The organism is Bradyrhizobium semiaridum (assembly GCF_020329505.1).
In the GTDB taxonomy this organism is placed as follows: Bacteria; Pseudomonadota; Alphaproteobacteria; order Rhizobiales; family Xanthobacteraceae; genus Bradyrhizobium; species Bradyrhizobium semiaridum.
In genome coordinates, this window is record NZ_JAGKJJ010000037.1 from 1 (window position 1) to 17,051 (window position 17,051).

Here is a 17,051-nt window from a genome sequence, read left to right on the forward strand (position 1 = left end):
CCAACGGCCCGCTTCGGTGGTAATGGGTCCCGGCCTTCGCCGGGACGACGGTGGGTTTGCATGTTGGCCAAGGGTTGACGGCCATAATCCGCCGCGCCATTGAGCAGGGGACCCGATCCCGAATCCCCGTTAGAAAGCCGCCATGCCCGTTCGCCTGGACCGACAGAGCGCCGATTTCGACCAGCGTTTCCGCGATTTCCTGGCGGCCAAGCGCGAGGTCTCGGCCGATGTCGAGCGCGCCACCCGCGCCATCGTCGACGACGTGGTCGCCCGCGGCGACGCCGCGCTGCTCGAGGCGACCAAGAAGTTCGACCGGCTCGATATTGCCGCCTCGGGCTTGCGCGTCACGGCGGCCGAGATCGCCGCCGCCGTGAAGGCCTGCGACCCCAAAACCGTCGAGGCCCTGAAATTCGCCCGCGACCGGATCGAGGCCTTCCACCGCCGCCAGCTGCCGAAGGACGAGCGCTTCACCGACGCCGAAGGCGTCGAGCTCGGCTGGCGCTGGAGCGCGGTCGACGCGGTCGGCTTGTATGTGCCCGGCGGCACCGCGGCCTATCCGTCCTCGGTGCTGATGAACGCGGTGCCGGCCAAGGTCGCCGGCGTGCCGCGCGTCGTCATGGTGGTGCCGGCGCCGGACGGCAAGCTTAACCCGCTGGTGCTGGCGGCCGCCGATCTCGGCGGTGTCTCGGAGATCTACCGCGTCGGCGGGGCGCAGGCGGTGGCCGCGCTGGCCTACGGCACCGCGACCATCGCGCCGGTGGCAAAAATCGTCGGTCCCGGCAATGCCTATGTCGCCGCCGCCAAGCGGCTGGTGTTCGGCAAGGTCGGCATCGACATGATCGCGGGCCCCTCCGAGGTGCTGGTGATCGCCGACGATACCGGCAATGCCGACTGGATCGCCGCCGATCTCCTGGCGCAGGCCGAGCACGACGTCAGCGCGCAGTCGATCCTGATCACCGACTCGGCGCGGCTCGCCGCCGACGTCGAGCGCGCCGTCGAGGCGCAGCTCAAGACCTTGCCGCGCGAGGCGATCGCGCGCGCCTCCTGGAACGACTTCGGCGCCATCATCCAGGTGACAAAACTCGACAATGCGATCGAACTCGCCAACGCGATCGCGGCCGAGCATCTCGAGATCATGACTGCCGACGCCGAAGCGCTGTCGGCAAAGGTCCGCAACGCCGGCGCGATCTTCCTCGGCGCCCATACGCCGGAGGCGATCGGCGATTATGTCGGCGGCTCCAACCACGTGCTGCCGACCGCGCGCTCGGCGCGGTTCTCGTCCGGCCTCGGGGTGCTTGACTTCATGAAGCGAACCTCGATCCTGAAGTGCGGGCCGGATCAGCTGCGTGCGCTCGGCCCCGCCGCGATGACGCTCGGCCGGGCCGAGGGACTCGACGCCCATTCACGTTCCGTCGGATTGCGCCTCAACCTCTCATGACCAAGTCTCCCGCCGACGAGGATTCCAACAATCGCATCGTCGCGGTGACGCTCGACGAGGAATCGATCGGCCGTTCCGGGCCCGACATCGAGCATGAGCGCGCGATCGCGATCTACGATCTGATCGAGCAGAACGTGTTCGCGCCCGAAGGCGCGGTCCCGGGGCCCTACACGCTGCATATCGCGATCACCGGCAACCGGCTGATGTTCGACATCCGGAAAGAAGACGGCGCGCCCGTGGTCGCGCATTTGTTGTCGCTGACGCCGTTCCGCCGCGTCGTGAAGGACTACTTCATGATCTGCGACAGCTATTACCAGGCGATCCGCACCGCGACCCCGGACAAGATCGAGGCGATCGACATGGGGCGCCGCGGCATTCACGACGAGGGCTCGCGCACGCTGCAGGAGCGCCTCAAGGGCAAGGTGCGTGTCGACTTCGAGACCGCGCGGCGGCTGTTCACGCTGATCACAGTGCTGCACTGGAAGGGCGAAGGCGCGTGACGGGCACAATGAAGCCAGACGGGGGCGTACCCCGACCAACAAAAGCCTGATCGCATGGAAGCGCCGCGCGCGCGCAATCCGCAGGCCGTGCTGTTCGCATGCGGCCACAACGCCGTGCGCTCGCCGATGGCTGCCAGCCTGTTGCAGCAGATGTTTCCGCAAGGCCTGTATGTCCGCTCGGCCGGCGTCAAGAAGGGCGAGCTCGATCCGTTCGCGGTCGCCGTGATGGGCGAGCTCGGCCAGGACATCTCCGGCCACAAGCCCACCACCTTCGAGGAACTCGAGGACTGGGAGGGGCTGAATTTCGACCTCATCATCACGCTGTCGCCGGAGGCGCACCACAAGGCGCTCGATCTCACCCGCACGCTCGCTGCCGACGTCGAATACTGGCCGACGCAGGACCCCACCGGAACCAGCGGCAACCGCGAGCAGAAGCTCGCCGCCTACCGCGAGGTTTGCGACGGTCTGCTGATGCGCATCCGCCGCCGCTTCGCCAAGACCGGCACCGCCAGCGTGTAGAGGAGAGGTGACTTTGAGGCCTTGTCGCCAGGCTGACAAACGACTGTGCTTATGGGCCCTGTCCGTTACCGGGGAAGCGCGATTCGCGGCCGGTTCCCTGGTTGTGCAACCATGCCCCATCCGATAGGTTCCGCGCTCGCCCGTCCCGCCGATTCCAGCCAAAAAACCGAATGTTAGGCCGTCCCAAATTTGTTCTTGCTTCCGGTTCGCCGCGGCGGCTCGCACTGCTCAACCAGGCCGGCATCGAGCCTGATGCGCTGCGCCCGGCCGATGTCGACGAGACCCCGCGGCGGGGCGAGCTGCCGCGCGCCTGCGCCAACCGCCTGGCGCGCGCCAAGGCCGATGCGGCGCTCAAATCGGTGCAGCTCGACGACGATCTGCGCGGCTCGTTCATCATCGCCGCCGACACCGTGGTCGCGGTCGGCCGCCGCATCCTGCCCAAGGCCAATCTGGTCGACGAGGCCGCGCAGTGCCTGCGGCTGCTGTCCGGCCGCAACCACCGCGTCTACACCGCGATCTGCGTGGTGACGCCGCGCGAGGCGTTCCGCCAGCGCCTGATCGAGACCCGCGTCCGCTTCAAGCGGCTCAGCGAGGAGGACATCCAGGCCTATATCGGCTCCGGCGAATGGCGGGGCAAAGCCGGCGGCTACGCCGTGCAGGGCATCGCCGGCTCGTTCGTGGTCAAGATGGTCGGCTCCTACACCAACGTGGTCGGCCTGCCGCTCTATGAGACCGTGACCCTGCTCGGCGGCGAAGGCTTTCCGATCCGCCACGGCTGGCTCAACGCGGTCGCGGTGTGAAACGCAACTGACGACCGACGCGCCATGGGACGTGGCTGATCGGCCGTCGCTGGGGCGCGTTGCCAATATGTGAAAAACAACCCCATGCAAAGGGAAATCAGCGGTATTATTCTACTATTCCGAAGCGGTGCGCATCGCCTGCTCAAGGTCGGGGCGTGACGAGCCATGGTGCGGGCCTTGCAGCAAGCGGCGAGGAGGGCGGGCGGAACGCGCGGCGGCCTTCTTCATTTCCAATTGATGTAACCTGCGTGCCGTCATGACCGACCAGGCCGAAAAACCTCAAAACCCCCCGCGGCGCTGCCCGATCTGCGGTAAGCCCGCCGAGCATGCCTATCGTCCGTTCTGCTCGCCGCGCTGCCGCGACGTCGACCTGAACCGCTGGCTGAGCGGCTCCTATGTCGTCCCCGGCGGCGAGGACGACGAGGCGGATCCGGACTAGGGCGTTCAGGCGAGGCGGATTCCGCGCCATGCTCCGTCCCCTGGTCCGCGGCGGATTGCTTTCGCCGGGACGCGCCGCCACACTCACGCCAACTGCACGACCCGAGGCACATCGGGCGGATCAGGGAGGAGAGGACATGCTGACCCGCCGCGATCTCGTCGGCCTGGCCGTCATTGCCGCGCCCGCCATCCTGACGTCGCGCGCGCGGGCGGCGGATTGGCCGGCAAAACCGGTGCGGATCGTGGTGCCGTTCACGCCGGGCGGCTCGACCGACATCACCGCGCGCCTGGTCGGCAACCGCCTGCAGGAGGTCTGGGGCCAGACGGTCGTGGTCGAGAACAAGCCGGGCGCCGGCGGCAACATCGCGGCCGATCTGGTGGCCCATTCCGATCCCGACGGCTACACCATCTTCATCGTCGGGCCTGGCATGGCCACCAACCCGTTCCTCTATCCGTCGCTGACTTACGACCCGGTCAACGATTTCGCGCCGGTGACGATGGTGATCACTCAGCCCAACCTGATGTGCGTGCCGAATTCGTCGCCGGCGAAATCGGTCAGGGAATTCATCGCCTATTGCAACGACAACCGCGGCAAGGTCACCTTCGCATCATCGGGCAACGGCACCACGCTGCATCTGAGCGGCGAGCTGTTCAAGCGGCTCGCCAAGGTGGAGATGACGCACATCCCCTATCGCGGCGGCGCGCCCGCCATCAACGACCTGATCCCGGGCCGCGTCGACGTCATCTTCGACAACATGCCCTCGATCCTGTCGCATGTGCAGGCCGGCCATCTGCGCGCGCTCGCGGTGACGACCAAGCAGCGCGTCGCCGTGGTGCCCGAGATCCCGACGTTGGACGAAGCCGGCGTGCCCGGCTTCGACGTGTTTTCGTGGTTCGGCTTCTTCGTGCCCGCCAAAACCCCGCCGGAGGTGATCGCCAGGATCAACGCCGACACCAACGCCGCGCTGGTCCACCCGCCGGTGAAAACCCGTTTCGAGCAGCTCGGCGCCACCCCGAAAGGCTCGACCCCGGCCGAACTGGCGGCGTTCCTGAAGGCGGAGACCGACAAATGGGGCCCAGTGATCCGCGACGCCAAGATCAAGGTGGAAAACTGAGCCGAGAAGCGGCCGCTGCGATCAGCCAACCGCGGCAAGCGTCGCTTCGGTGCGCCGGCAAATCCGCCTGACGGCGCAAAATAACTCAATGGTTCCAATTCGTTGGTTTTGACATCGAAGCCGGGCCTGCCACGCCGAAGCCCCCGGCGAAGGCGGGTGGACACAGCCCTCCGACCTCTCTATAAACCGCCCGCTCGCTTCGGCCTTTGACGGCCCAGCCGGTATGCCCAGGTAGCTCAGTTGGTAGAGCATGCGACTGAAAATCGCAGTGTCGGTGGTTCGATCCCGCCCCTGGGCACCAAAGCGACGACATTCTGCGATGTTCTACGACATTGTACGATGTGGCTCCGGTTCGGGAGCGCAATGTCGCTCGAGAACTGATCGATCGTAGCACGCTGCATTGGCGGAGCTTGTCACTTTGCGCGGGTTTATCGCAGAATGAGCGGATACAGAACGGCCGCCCGCTCCGGGAAAACAACCATTCCCATCATAAACGCAGCTCCCGCATATCAATAGATTGGCGGGTCTGTTCGCGCTCAAGTTCGTTATGTCCGGCTGATCGCGCGCTACTGCTGATCAACGTGCCTGTACAGGTGTTTGCGGCGTAAGCGCGCATCATTTCGAAATGGTTAAAGCCTTCTTGCCAAATCCGCAGATACAGTTGCCGATGGAGCACACCTCTGGTTGTTCCATCGGGGAAACCTGTATTGCTCGTTGACCGCACGAGAACGACTCTCCTAGCGTAACAAACGGTTGGACACCCGAGAAAGTGCGACGCCGAATCGGCGGATAAGACATAGGGCTAGGCTGGGAAGCGATGCGCGAATGCATTGGGGCTGTGGCAGGTACACCTGCTGGCAGCCGTTTGATTGCTTTCCATGCGCGGCGGATGCGTGGATCGGCAACCTTCCTAACGCGGCTGCTGCTCAGCGCGACATTCGTCGGGTCAGCAGGTGCGGCGCAGGCCGGGAACTATACCGCCTTCGACGAGACCTCGCTTCGCAATGCGGTGAATGCAGCGAACGCCGATCCCGATCCGAGTGCCAGCATCACGTTGACTAATAACGTGGCGGTCGCGAGTTCGACTGCCTTTCCCGCATTTGCAAAGCCGACCACGATCAGCACCGGCGCGTTCACGCTCTCCGGAGCGGATATTTCCTCGGGAGCGGGGAACGGCGGCAACTTGATCTTTCTCGGCGGCTCGTTGCTGACGACCTCCGGAGCCATCAGAGGCGGCAATGCCGACGCCAGTACTGCGACCGGCTTAGCCGGCTCTGGTGGAACTGCACTACTCATATCGAATGGCTCGATCACCAATGCTGCATCTGTTGCTGGTGGTTTGGGTGGTGGGGCTTATCGCAGAACCGGTGGGGTGGGTGGCGTTGCAGCGAACCTGACAAACAGTTCTCTGACGAATCAAGGAAGCCTTACCGGCGGGCGCGGCGGCGATGTCAATTCAGGCGGCTTCAACACAGGTACGCCTATCAGTGGAGGAAACGGAGGCGTCGGCCTCTTGATGAATGGAGGATCGCTGAACAACCTGGGCACCATCGCGGGTGGCGCAGGTGGCACGGTCATAAACACCTTTCCGGCGATTGATAATTTCTACGGCGGAGGAGGTGGACTGGGAGCAAATCTTACCGGCGGGAATCACAGTAACAGCGGGACGATTTCTGGCGGGATCGGCGGTACCGGTCGCAACAGTGCTGGTAGCACGGTGGGTGGTCCTGGGGGAGGCGGGTTGGTGCTGGCCGGCGGTGCCACATTCGTAAATAACACCACTGGGACGATCCTAGGAGGCAACGGGACGCTTGAGCAATTCTCCGCTCGCGGTGGCGGCGGCGGTGTAGGTGCGACTATCGCCGCAAGTTCTCTAACGAACAACGGAGCAATTAGAGGAGGTACTGGTGCAGGCACTGGTGCTGGCGGCGTAGGCGCGGCACTCACGGCGGGCGCGGATGTCACCAACAACAACACCATCGTGGGCGGTACGGGCGGGCCAAGTGGCGTCGGGGGCTCGGGCATGACGATCGCGAATGCGACCCTGACCAACGTCGGATCCGTCGCCGGTGGTAGTGGCGGTGGCGGCGCTAGCGCGGGCGGCGTGGGAATAACCGGAACCGGTGCGACAATCATCAACTCGAGCACAATTTCAGGTGGGTTGTCCGGGAACGGGGTGACACGCAACAATGCGATTACCTTCACGGCGGGCGCAAACCGGCTCGAACTGCGGTCCGGCTCCGTCATCAACGGAAATGTCGTGGGTGCTGCGGCGGCTGGCTCAAGTGACACCCTTGTACTCGGAGGCGCTGCTAGCAGCAGTTTCAACGTCTCCAACATCGGCGCAGCGGCGCAGTATCGGAATTTCGACTTCTATCAAAAGATAGGCGCCAGCACCTGGACCTTGACGAATACAACCACTGCGACGACCTCCTGGCAGATTTTGGGCGGAACGCTAGCGATCGACAGCGATGCCAATCTGGGAGCCGCGGCCGGTACGCTGACGTTCGATGGTGGCAGGCTCGAAAATACGGGCGCGGTCACGTCGGCGAGAAACGCGACCATTAATGCGGGTGGCGGTACTTTCCAGACCGATGCTGATCTGACCTGGACCGGTCCGATCGGTGGCACGGGTGCGCTGACCAAGACAGGCCCGGCGACGCTTACGCTGTCTGGAGCGAATACATATTCTGGCGGAACGTTCCTGAACGGCGGCACGATCGCAGTGTCGAACGACGGCAATCTGGGTGCGGCCAGCGGCGCGCTCATGTTCAACGGCGGCACGCTGCGGAATACGTCTGCCTTCGCCACCTCCCGCCCGGTCACGCTGAATGCCGGCGGCGGTACCTTCCAGACCAATGCCGATTTGACGGTCTCCGGCGTGATTGGAGGAACAGGCGCGCTCGCCAAGACCGGCAGCGGCACGCTGACCATGACAGGCGCGAACGGTTATACCGGCGGCACGACCATTTCGGCCGGCACGCTGCAGCTCGGCAATGGCGGAACGAGCGGCAGCATCGTCGGGAATATCCTCAACAACGGCGTACTCGCGTTCAATCGCTCAGACACGCTCGTTCTTGGGGGGCTTATCTCGGGCACCGGTGCCGTGGAACAGGTCGGCAGCGGCACGACGATCCTGTCCGGCAACAACAGCTATAGCGGCGCGACCACGGTCGCAGTCGGGACGCTCATCGTCAATGGCGACCAGACCGCCGCGACAGGGAGCACGACTGTCGCAAGCGGTGCAACGCTCGGTGGTAATGGCGTCATTGGCGGGAACGTCACGATCGCAAACGCCGCGACGCTGGCGCCCGGCGACGTCGGCAACGCGCCGGGAACGCTCACGGTCAAGCAGAACCTAACGCTGAACAGCGGCTCGATCACCAACGTCAATTTCGGCCAGGCCAATGTGGTCGGCGGACTCTTGAACGACCATATCGTTGTCGGCGGCAACCTGACTATCGCCGGCACGCTCAACGTCTCGACGACGTCGGGCGGCTCGTTCAGCCCGGGTCTTTACCGGGTCATGAGCTATAACGGCACCCTGACGAATAACGGTCTTGCGATCGGCACGATACCGTCGCCAAACTTCTTCCTGCAGACTTCGGTGGCGAACCAGGTCAACCTCGTCAACACGTCGGGCCTGACGCTGAATTTCTGGGACGGCAATGCCGGTCCGAAGAACGACGGCGTGATCGACGGCGGTAACGGCGTTTGGCAGAGCTCAGCCGGTAACGACAACTGGACCACGATTTCCGGAACACCGAACGCGCCGTTCACTGACGCGGCGTTTGCGGTATTTGCGGGGATCGGCGGCAATGTCACGGTCGACAACAGCCTCGGCCAGGTAAGCGCGTCGGGGATGCAATTCGCCGCCAACGGCTATCATCTTTCCGGCGGTTCGATCCTGCTGTCCGGCGCTCCCGACTCGATCATCCGGGTCGGCGATGACACGGCGGCGGGTGCCAGCTTCATCGCGACCATAGACAATGTACTTGCTGGCAACACCCGGCTGGTCAAGACCGATCTCGGCACGTTGGCGCTGAACGGCGCCAACACCTACACCGGCGGCACCGCGATGAACGGCGGCACGGTGCAAATTTCGAACGATGCCAATCTCGGCGCGGCCAGCGGTGGGCTTTCCTTTGACGGCGGTGCGCTGCGCAACACGGCTGCGATGAGCACGGCACGTGCGGTCACTCTCAACGGCGGCGGCGGCACCTTCCAGACCGACGCCGACCTTTCGGTGTCGAGCGCGATCGACGGTGTGGGATCGCTGACGAAGATAGGTGTCGCCACGCTGACGCTGACCGGTGACGGCACCTATACCGGCGGTACCACCATCACGGCCGGTACGTTGCAGCTTGGCAACGGCGGGACCTCGGGCTCGGTCCTCGGCGACATCGTCGACAACAGCGCGCTGGCCTTCAACCGCTCCGATACATTCACCGTCTCCGGCGCTATCTCCGGCACCGGCAGAGTGAACCAGATCGGCAGCGGCATCACGGTTCTGACCGGCAACAGCACCTATACCGGCGGCACAACCATATCGGCCGGTACGCTGCAGCTTGGCAATGGCGGTACCTCCGGTTCGATTGCCGGCAACGTTCTCGACAACTCCGCGCTCGCCTTCAACCGCTCCGATACAACCGGCTTCACAGGCCTGATTTCCGGCACCGGCGCGGTGAACCAGATCGGGAGCGGCACCACCATTCTCACTGCAAACAATAGCTATACCGGCCCAACCACGGTCTCCGCGGGCACGCTGATCGTCAACGGCGATCAGGGCGGGGCCACAGGGCAGACGTTCGTCGGCAGCGGCGGCACATTGGGCGGCAACGGCACGATCGGTGGTAACGTCGTTGTCGCGGATGGTGCGATCAACCCTGGCAATCCGGGCAACGTCCCGGGTACCCTGACTATCCAGAAGGACCTGTCGCTCGCCAGCAATTCGACGCTGAACTACAATTTCGGCCAGGCTAACGTCGTGGGCGGGGCGCTGAACGACCTCACGGTCGTCAAAGGCAACCTGACGCTTGGCGGCACCATTAACGTCTCCGTCTCCGGCGGCGGCAGCTTTGATGTCGGCATCTACCGCGTCATCAGCTACAGCGGTTCCCTGATGGACAATGGCCTGCAGACAGGCACGATCCCGTCGCCGAACTACTTCGTCCAGACCTCGGTCACCAATCAGGTCAACCTGGTCAATACTGCGGGTCTGACGCTGAATTACTGGGACGGTGCCGCCGGGCCGAAGTTCAAGGCTGTCAATGGCGGCGACGGCGTCTGGCAAAATTCCGTGGGCAACAACAACTGGACAACGATCTCGGGCGACATCAACGCGCCGTTTACGAATGCGGCGTTTGCGGTCTTCGCTGCCACGCCCGGCACCGTCACAGTCGATAACAGCCTTGGCCAGGTCTCGGCTTCCGGCATGCAGTTCGCCTCCAACGGCTACCATGTGCTCGGCGGCGAGATCGCGCTCGCAGGTTCGCCGTCCTCGGTCATCCGCGTCGGCGACGGCACGGCGGCCGGCGCAGGCTATGTCGCCGCCATCGACAACGTGCTGAGCGGCAACACGCAGTTGGCCAAGACCGATCTCGGCACGTTGATCTTGAACGGAATCAACACCTACACGGGTGGCACCGCAATCAACGGCGGTACGCTGCGGATTTCGCAGGACGCCAATCTCGGCGCGGCGGCCGGCGCGCTCAGCCTGGACGGCGGCACGCTGCAGAACACTGCAGCGGTCGCCACGGCGCGGGGGGTGACGCTCGGCGCCGGAGGCGGCACGTTCCAGACGAACGCGGATCTCACTTCATCGGGCCTCATGGCCGGCGCGGGAGCACTGACCAAGACCGGCGCGGGTACGCTGATCCTGACCGGGGACAATGCCTACACCGGCGGCACGAATGTTATCGCCGGCACTCTGATCGTCAATGGCAACCAGTCGGCGGCGACGGGCCCTACCTCCATCGGCAATGGCGCGATCCTTGGTGGTACCGGCACGATCGGCGGCAGTGTCAGCGTGGGCAATGGCGGCGCCCTTAATCCCGGCAATGTCGGTGCGGTCGGAACGCTGACCATCAACGGCAACCTCGCCCTCGGCTCCGGCGCCGTGCTGAATTACCAATTCGGCCAAGCCAACGTGGTTGGTGGCGCGCTCAACGACCTCATTAATGTGCACGGCAACCTCACGCTCGCCGGCACGCTGAATGTCTCGACGACCTCCGGCGGTAGCTTCGACCCTGGCGTTTACCGCGTGTTCAACTACGACGGCGCGCTGACAAACAACGGTCTGACGCTCGGCTCACTTCCTCCTAGCAATACCTTCGTCCAGACCTCGGTCGCCAATCAGGTTAACCTCGTCAATACTGCGGGTCTGACCCTGAATTACTGGGACGGTGCCGCCGGGCCCAAATTCAACAATGCGGTCAACGGCGGTGATGGGGTCTGGCAGAATTCTGCAGGTAACGACAACTGGACGAATGACACGGGCGCCATCAACGCGCCGTTCGCAAACGGAGCTTTCGCCATCTTCTCGGCGGCGCCCGGCACGGTGACCGTCGACAACACACTCGGGCAAGTCGCCGCATCGGGGATGCAGTTCTCGAGCGACGGCTACCGCATCGTCGGCGGCGAGATCGTGCTCGCCGGCACACCAAATTCGATCATCCGGGTCGGCGACGGCACCGCGGCCGGGGCGGGCTTCGTCGCCACCATCGATAGCGTGCTGAGCGGTAACACCCAGCTCGTGAAGACCGACTTCGGCAAGCTGGTGCTCAACGGCGCCAACACCTACACCGGCGGCACGGTCGTCAATGGCGGCACCCTCTCGATATCCAGCGATGCCAATCTTGGCGCGGCCGGCACCAGGGTGACGCTCGACACCGGCACGCTGCAGACCACCGCCGATATCACTACCGGTCGCAACGTTACGGTGCCCTCGACCGGCACTTTCCTAACCAATGTCGGCACCACCTTGGCCCTCAACGGCACCATCTCGGGCGCCGGCGATGTGGTCAAGGATGGCGCCGGAACGTTGCTCCTCAATGGTGCGGCGAGCAATTCCGGCGCGACCGTGGTCACTGCGGGAACTTTGCGCGCGGGGGCGACCAATGTCTTCAGTTCGACTTCGGCATTCACCGCATCGGGAGGCGCGACGCTCGACCTCAATGGCCAGAGCCAGACCGTCGCGTCGCTCGGCAATGCCGGTACTGTCAGCCTCAAGGGCGCACCGGGCGCGACGCTGACCGTCACCGGCAACTACGTCGGCAGCGGCGGCCAGCTGGACCTCAATACCACGCTTGGTAGCGATCCGTCGTCAACTGACAAGCTCGTGGTTGGAGGCAGCACATCGGGCACGAGCGCAGTGAAGGTGACCAATGTCGGTGGGACCGGGGCGCAGACCAGCCAGGGCATCAAGATCATCGATGTCGCCGGCGCATCGAACGGCACGTTCAATCTGCTCGGCGACTATGTATTCCAAGGCCAGCAGGCGGTCGTCGGCGGGGCCTACGCCTACACACTGCAGAAAAACACAGGTGACGGCGACTGGTATCTGAAGTCCGCCTTGCCCAATCCGCCTCCAACCAATCCGCCTCCAACTAATCCACCTCCAACCAATCCACCTCCGGCCACTCCGTCCGGTCCGCTGTACCAGCCCGGCGTGCCCCTCTACGAGAACTACGCGCAGGTGCTGCTCGGCATGAACGAAATGCCCTCGCTGCAGCAGCGCGTCGGCAATCGCTACTGGGGCGGCGCGGACGCAATGGCGAGCACGAACTTCGGTAAGGCACCAAATGAAAGTTCATGGATACAATCCGCATGGTGGGGCCGCATCGACGGCAAGCACGCCGACCTGAACCCATCCACCACCACTGGCTCGACCTACAAGTACGATCAGATGAGGCTGCAGAGCGGGCTCGACGGCCAGTTGCTGGACAACGAACGTGGCAGGTTGATCGCCGGCATCACCGTCCAATACGTCCAGTCGACCGCCAACATCGCCTCGTTCTTCGGTAACGGCCGCATCCGCGCCGACGGCAGTGGCGTGGGCGGCACGTTGACCTGGTACGGCAATAACGGCTTTTATGTCGATGCCCAGGCGCAGAGCATGTTCTATCACAGCGACATCTCCTCGGCGCTGGTTGGGCGCATGACGCACGGCAATGAAGGCTTCGGCTACGGCTTTAGCGTTGAAGGCGGCAAGCGGATCGTTGTCGGCGGCGGTTGGTCGCTGACGCCGCAGGCGCAACTGCAGTATTCGAAGGTTGATTTCGACAGCTTCTCCGATCGGTTCGGCGCACTTGTGTCACTAGCCAATGCCGACAGCCTGCTCGGACGCGCTGGTCTATCGCTCAATCATCAGAAGACCTGGAACGATGGCTCCGGAATCGTGCGCTCCGACCTCTACGGCATCGCCAATCTGCATTACGAATTTCTCAACGGGACCAACGCCAATGTTGCCGGCACGAGCTTCGCCAGCGCGAACGACCGCCTGTGGGGCAGCGTCGGGGCCGGCGGCGCGTACAGTTGGGCGGAAGGCCGCTACGCGATTTATGGCGAAGTCAGCTACAATGCGAGCCTCGCAGACGCCGCGCGCGACTTCAGCTACAAGGGCACCGCCGGCTTCCGCGCGACGTGGTAAACGGAAGGGCCTGTTCCCGCGAACCTGGAGACGATCGGTCGACGGCGGCGAAATCGCCCTGCATCGTACAATGGCGCGCTTGACACGATTCGCACGCGTAACCTTTGCGTTCGGAGGGCAAACGTCTACGCCGCCAATCGGGAGCAACGCTTTCCAGCAGTCGCAAGTGCCGGATGTTGCGAGCCCCCCGCAAGCACCGATGTTTGCGAAGTCGGCGCAGGCGACCGGGAAGTGTCGCCTTTCGCGTTTCGGGGCCCATTCGCGGAGATCGGGTGTTGCGTGTGCAGGATTTGAATTAGCCAGAGGGTCGCACAATCGGTGGCTCCGGCAGGCTACAAAGATCCTTCCAGCGGAACCTCGTGCCAAGCGCTCACGTCGCTATGCCAAGGACAAACAGCGGCTCGTCGTGTCGGTGGTTGCGTATGATTCCTTCCCCGGGCACCATAACTACGATCTTCTTCGCTGGAGTACGATTTTGCACGATTGCGTTTGCCGGATCGTTGGCGCGCAAAGGATATCGGATTTCTCTTCCACCACTTCAGACTTGCAATGCTCGACGGCAGGCTCGCTAAAGTTCACGAAACAACTGGTCCCTGCAACACCAAGCGGCAGCTCTCGCCAAGACCCCACAGTGATCAACCGGCACGGCATTCCGGTCGTCGAACACCACAATGACCATTGCCGAAAGCGGCCGCTCTTCAACACGCTCTTGAGCCGATAACTGCCGGAGCGCGCCTTGATCGCCATCAGCGCCATCCGGGAGCCGCATTGTCATTGCGATGCGTCACGACAGATATCGCCCCTCACGGACCGTCGGTCAGCAAGACAAATCGATACTAGGCGGTGGGACCGACGCGCCGTCCTAAATAGTGGCTCTATACTAGCAACTTAGTTGAAAGGAACCAATTTTCCGACCCCGCGTTCTTTCTGCAATCCAACCAGATCCATACATCCACCTACGCGGGGAACAGCAATGGACCAGGCTGCGAATGGTGTTGCGCACGAAAATGAGCTGCAGGAGCGGATCGCGTCCGCCCTCGGCAACGGCGTCATCTTTGTCGATCGCGATGGACGGATCGTGTGGATCGATAAGGGTACGCGCGATCGATTGAATGGCGGCCTGAAGGATTTGGCGCTGCCGATTCAAAAGACTGACGGGCGAGCAATCGATTGCGTCATTTCGGACGTCCCTTTGACGATCAATGGCGAGCAAACCATCGTGTGCGTGATACAGGAGACCACGCCTCCAAACCACGACCTGATCTCGGCGATCGAATCGGTAGTGGCCGACACGTCGTCCTTCACGCGCAGCATCATCGATAGGCTCAAAGGTCTCCGCCAGATTTCTAAACAGGAAGCCACCACGCTGCCTGAGCCATCCCTCGACATCGATCTTCTCACGCAGCGCGAGCGCGAGGTGCTCGGACTCATATGTGAGGGACATAGCGACTCCGAGATGAGCAGGAAACTCAATCTCTCGGAGAACACTGTGCGCAATCATATTGCTTCGCTGTATCGGAAGATTGGCGTCAACCGGCGCAGCGCCGCGATCATCTGGGCACGCGAGCGGGCCATCACGAGCAACGCAAACCTGAGCGTCAAACCGCGGCGACGGCCATCCGCCAATCCGCCGGAAAGATAAATTCCTACTAGGTGGTTAGTACTTTTCGCTCTCTTGCGCGGGAACCGCCTAGCTTGTTTGATGCGCGTGCTCATCAGCATAGTTCGATGAGGCTTCCCAATACTCGACTGCGGCGGGTGCCGTTGCGCTCCGCGGCGTCGCGCCACACAAACGATGACAAGGCGCCTCCGTGGCCGAACTCGTGCTCCGTCTCTATATCGCCGGAAATTCAGCCAGCTCTCGTCTGGCAGAGCAGAATCTTAGTCGTATGGAAGCTTCCATCAAGTCCGAAGGGTGGCGCGTCGAGATCATCGATGTGCTCAACGAGCCGGAGCTTGCCGAAAAAGCCGGCGTCATCGCCACTCCAACACTTTCTTATGAACATCCGGTCCGTCCCCGGCGCATCGTTGGTGATCTGAGCGATGCAAAGCGCGTTCTCGATTTTCTAGGGATCGAACTAAAAGGAGACCTGCATGACCGCACAGGATAGCGACGTTAGCGATGTGCTGGAGCGGGTCAAAACCGGTGTGGCGGCATTCGATGATCTTGTGATGGGCGGACTGCCGCGGGCGCGGACCACGGTTGTCGGCGGCACGCCCGGTAGCGGAAAGACTGTTTTCGCAACGCAGTTTCTTGCCCATGGGATTACGACGTTCGGCGAAAATGGGGTGTTGGTGACATTTGAGGAGCCGCCGGCCGATATCGAAGCCAATATGCGTGGATTTGGATGGGAACTAGCGCAGTGGCGCAAGGAAGGTCGCCTCGCGTTCGTCGATGCTAGCCCGCCGGCCAACGACGAACTCGTGATCGGAGATTTCGACCTTGCCGGCCTGCTGTCGCGCATTCAGCACGCGGTGAAGGGTGTCCGGGGCAAGCGAGTCGTTCTGGATTCACTGACACAACTGTTCGACCATTTCATCGGGGATCCCAAGATCCTGCGCCGCGAGCTGTTCCACATCAGCAGCGCCCTGAAGAAATCCGGTCTCACCGTACTAATGACGGCGGAACGCAATAGCGAATACGGCGAGATTACACGCCACCGCTTGGAGGAATTTGTCGCCGACAACGTCGTCATTTTGCGCAACGTGCTCCATCGGGAGAAGCGGCGGCGAACCATCGAGGTCCTCAAGATGCGCGGCAGCCATCATGCCGAGGGTGAGGCGCCGTTCACGCTCCTAGCGAGTCAGGGGGTGGTAGCCGTCCCGCTGTCCTCGCTCCGACTCGAACAGCAATCGAGCACCGTGCGCGTCACCAGCGGAAATCCCGCGATCGATGAAATGTGCGGCGGCGGATTCTTTCGCGACAGTGTCACGCTTGTGAGCGGCGCCACAGGTACAGGCAAGACCCTGCTGGTCACCAACTTTCTAGCTGGCGGAGTGGCCGCAGGCGAAAAGGCGATCCTGTTCGGCTACGAGGAAAGCAAGGGTCAGTTGTTTCGCAACGCGAGCGGGTGGGGCACGGATTTCGCGCAGATGGAAGCGGAGGGCAAGCTCAAGGTCATCTGCCTCTATCCGGAAGCCCAGGGGTTGCCCGATCACCTGCTGACGATTCAGAGCCTGGTTGACGAGTTTCAGCCGAACCGGGTCGCGGTGGACAGTCTGTCGGCGCTAGAGCGGATCGCTCCCGATACCGGCTTCCGCGAATTCCTGATCAGCCTGACCTCGTTCATCAAGAAACGGGAAATAGCCGGGCTCTGCACCGCCACCAGCAAATCTCTCATCGGTGGCGAGAGCGTCAGCGAGCAGCATATCTCGACCTTGACGGACTCGATCATCCTGCTGCGATACATCCAAGAGCGAGAGACCATGCACCGAGGGCTCATGGTGCTCAAGATGCGCGGCAGCGAGCATGCCAAGGAAATCCGCCGTTTTACGATCGACGACGCCGGTATGCATCTTGGCAAACCGTTCAAGGAAGCGCCGAATGTGTTCACGGACTAGAGATGCCCAGACGCGCAACCGGTTAAGCCA

Annotated in this window: 10 protein-coding genes and 1 tRNA gene; all 11 read left to right on the top strand. The window is 63.1% G+C overall.

The window, feature by feature from the left end; all coding sequences use genetic code 11:
* Positions 1–142: 142 nt before the first annotated feature.
* Complete coding sequence (hisD, locus tag J6500_RS28435) at positions 143–1,438, top strand: histidinol dehydrogenase (protein ID WP_225716017.1); 1,296 nt, start codon at positions 143–145, stop codon at positions 1,436–1,438.
* On the top strand, positions 1,435–1,938 hold the full coding sequence (locus tag J6500_RS28440; protein WP_225716018.1) for a UPF0262 family protein: 504 nt from the start codon (positions 1,435–1,437) through the stop codon (positions 1,936–1,938). Before hisD ends, J6500_RS28440 begins: the two co-directional genes overlap by 4 nt.
* A 54-nt stretch (positions 1,939–1,992) precedes the next feature.
* On the top strand, positions 1,993–2,457 hold the full coding sequence (locus J6500_RS28445; RefSeq protein WP_225716019.1) for an arsenate-mycothiol transferase ArsC: 465 nt from the start codon (positions 1,993–1,995) through the stop codon (positions 2,455–2,457).
* A 170-nt stretch (positions 2,458–2,627) separates the two neighbouring features.
* Positions 2,628–3,257, top strand: a complete 630-nt coding sequence (locus J6500_RS28450; protein ID WP_225716020.1) for a Maf-like protein — start codon at positions 2,628–2,630, stop codon at positions 3,255–3,257.
* Positions 3,258–3,513: 256 nt separating this feature from the next.
* The gene (yacG, locus tag J6500_RS28455) at positions 3,514–3,696 is read left to right on the top strand and encodes a DNA gyrase inhibitor YacG (protein WP_225716021.1); all 183 of its coding nucleotides are present in this window, start codon (positions 3,514–3,516) and stop codon (positions 3,694–3,696) included.
* A gap of 136 nt (positions 3,697–3,832) precedes the next feature.
* On the top strand, positions 3,833–4,810 hold the full coding sequence (locus J6500_RS28460; protein WP_225716022.1) for a Bug family tripartite tricarboxylate transporter substrate binding protein: 978 nt from the start codon (positions 3,833–3,835) through the stop codon (positions 4,808–4,810).
* Positions 4,811–5,035: 225 nt separating this feature from the next.
* Positions 5,036–5,111 (top strand) — tRNA-Phe (locus J6500_RS28465).
* Between the two features lie 516 nt (positions 5,112–5,627).
* The gene (locus tag J6500_RS28470; protein ID WP_225716023.1) at positions 5,628–13,460 is read left to right on the top strand and encodes an autotransporter outer membrane beta-barrel domain-containing protein; all 7,833 of its coding nucleotides are present in this window, start codon (positions 5,628–5,630) and stop codon (positions 13,458–13,460) included.
* Positions 13,461–14,433: 973 nt separating this feature from the next.
* Positions 14,434–15,102 carry a helix-turn-helix transcriptional regulator gene (locus tag J6500_RS28475; protein ID WP_225716024.1) on the top strand — a complete coding sequence of 223 codons (669 nt, stop codon included), beginning with the start codon at positions 14,434–14,436 and terminating at the stop codon, positions 15,100–15,102.
* A gap of 169 nt (positions 15,103–15,271) precedes the next feature.
* Positions 15,272–15,571 carry a circadian clock KaiB family protein gene (locus tag J6500_RS28480; RefSeq protein WP_225716025.1) on the top strand — a complete coding sequence of 100 codons (300 nt, stop codon included), beginning with the start codon at positions 15,272–15,274 and terminating at the stop codon, positions 15,569–15,571.
* Positions 15,555–17,021 (top strand): circadian clock protein KaiC, encoded by a 1,467-nt coding sequence (gene kaiC, locus J6500_RS28485; RefSeq protein WP_225716026.1) that lies wholly within the window; start codon positions 15,555–15,557, stop codon positions 17,019–17,021. Before J6500_RS28480 ends, kaiC begins: the two co-directional genes overlap by 17 nt.
* The last annotated feature ends 30 nt before the right edge of the window (positions 17,022–17,051 follow it).

Bases quoted from the DNA above. Each gene is read 5' to 3' on its own strand.
- hisD (WP_225716017.1), top strand. From the start codon at position 143: ATGCCCGTTCGCCTGGACCGACAGAGCGCCGATTTCGACCAGCGTTTC.
- J6500_RS28440 (WP_225716018.1), top strand. From the start codon at position 1,435: ATGACCAAGTCTCCCGCCGACGAGGATTCCAACAATCGCATCGTCGCG.
- J6500_RS28445 (WP_225716019.1), top strand. From the start codon at position 1,993: ATGGAAGCGCCGCGCGCGCGCAATCCGCAGGCCGTGCTGTTCGCATGC.
- J6500_RS28450 (WP_225716020.1), top strand. From the start codon at position 2,628: ATGTTAGGCCGTCCCAAATTTGTTCTTGCTTCCGGTTCGCCGCGGCGG.
- yacG (WP_225716021.1), top strand. From the start codon at position 3,514: ATGACCGACCAGGCCGAAAAACCTCAAAACCCCCCGCGGCGCTGCCCG.
- J6500_RS28460 (WP_225716022.1), top strand. From the start codon at position 3,833: ATGCTGACCCGCCGCGATCTCGTCGGCCTGGCCGTCATTGCCGCGCCC.
- J6500_RS28470 (WP_225716023.1), top strand. From the start codon at position 5,628: ATGCGCGAATGCATTGGGGCTGTGGCAGGTACACCTGCTGGCAGCCGT.
- J6500_RS28475 (WP_225716024.1), top strand. From the start codon at position 14,434: ATGGACCAGGCTGCGAATGGTGTTGCGCACGAAAATGAGCTGCAGGAG.
- kaiC (WP_225716026.1), top strand. From the start codon at position 15,555: ATGACCGCACAGGATAGCGACGTTAGCGATGTGCTGGAGCGGGTCAAA.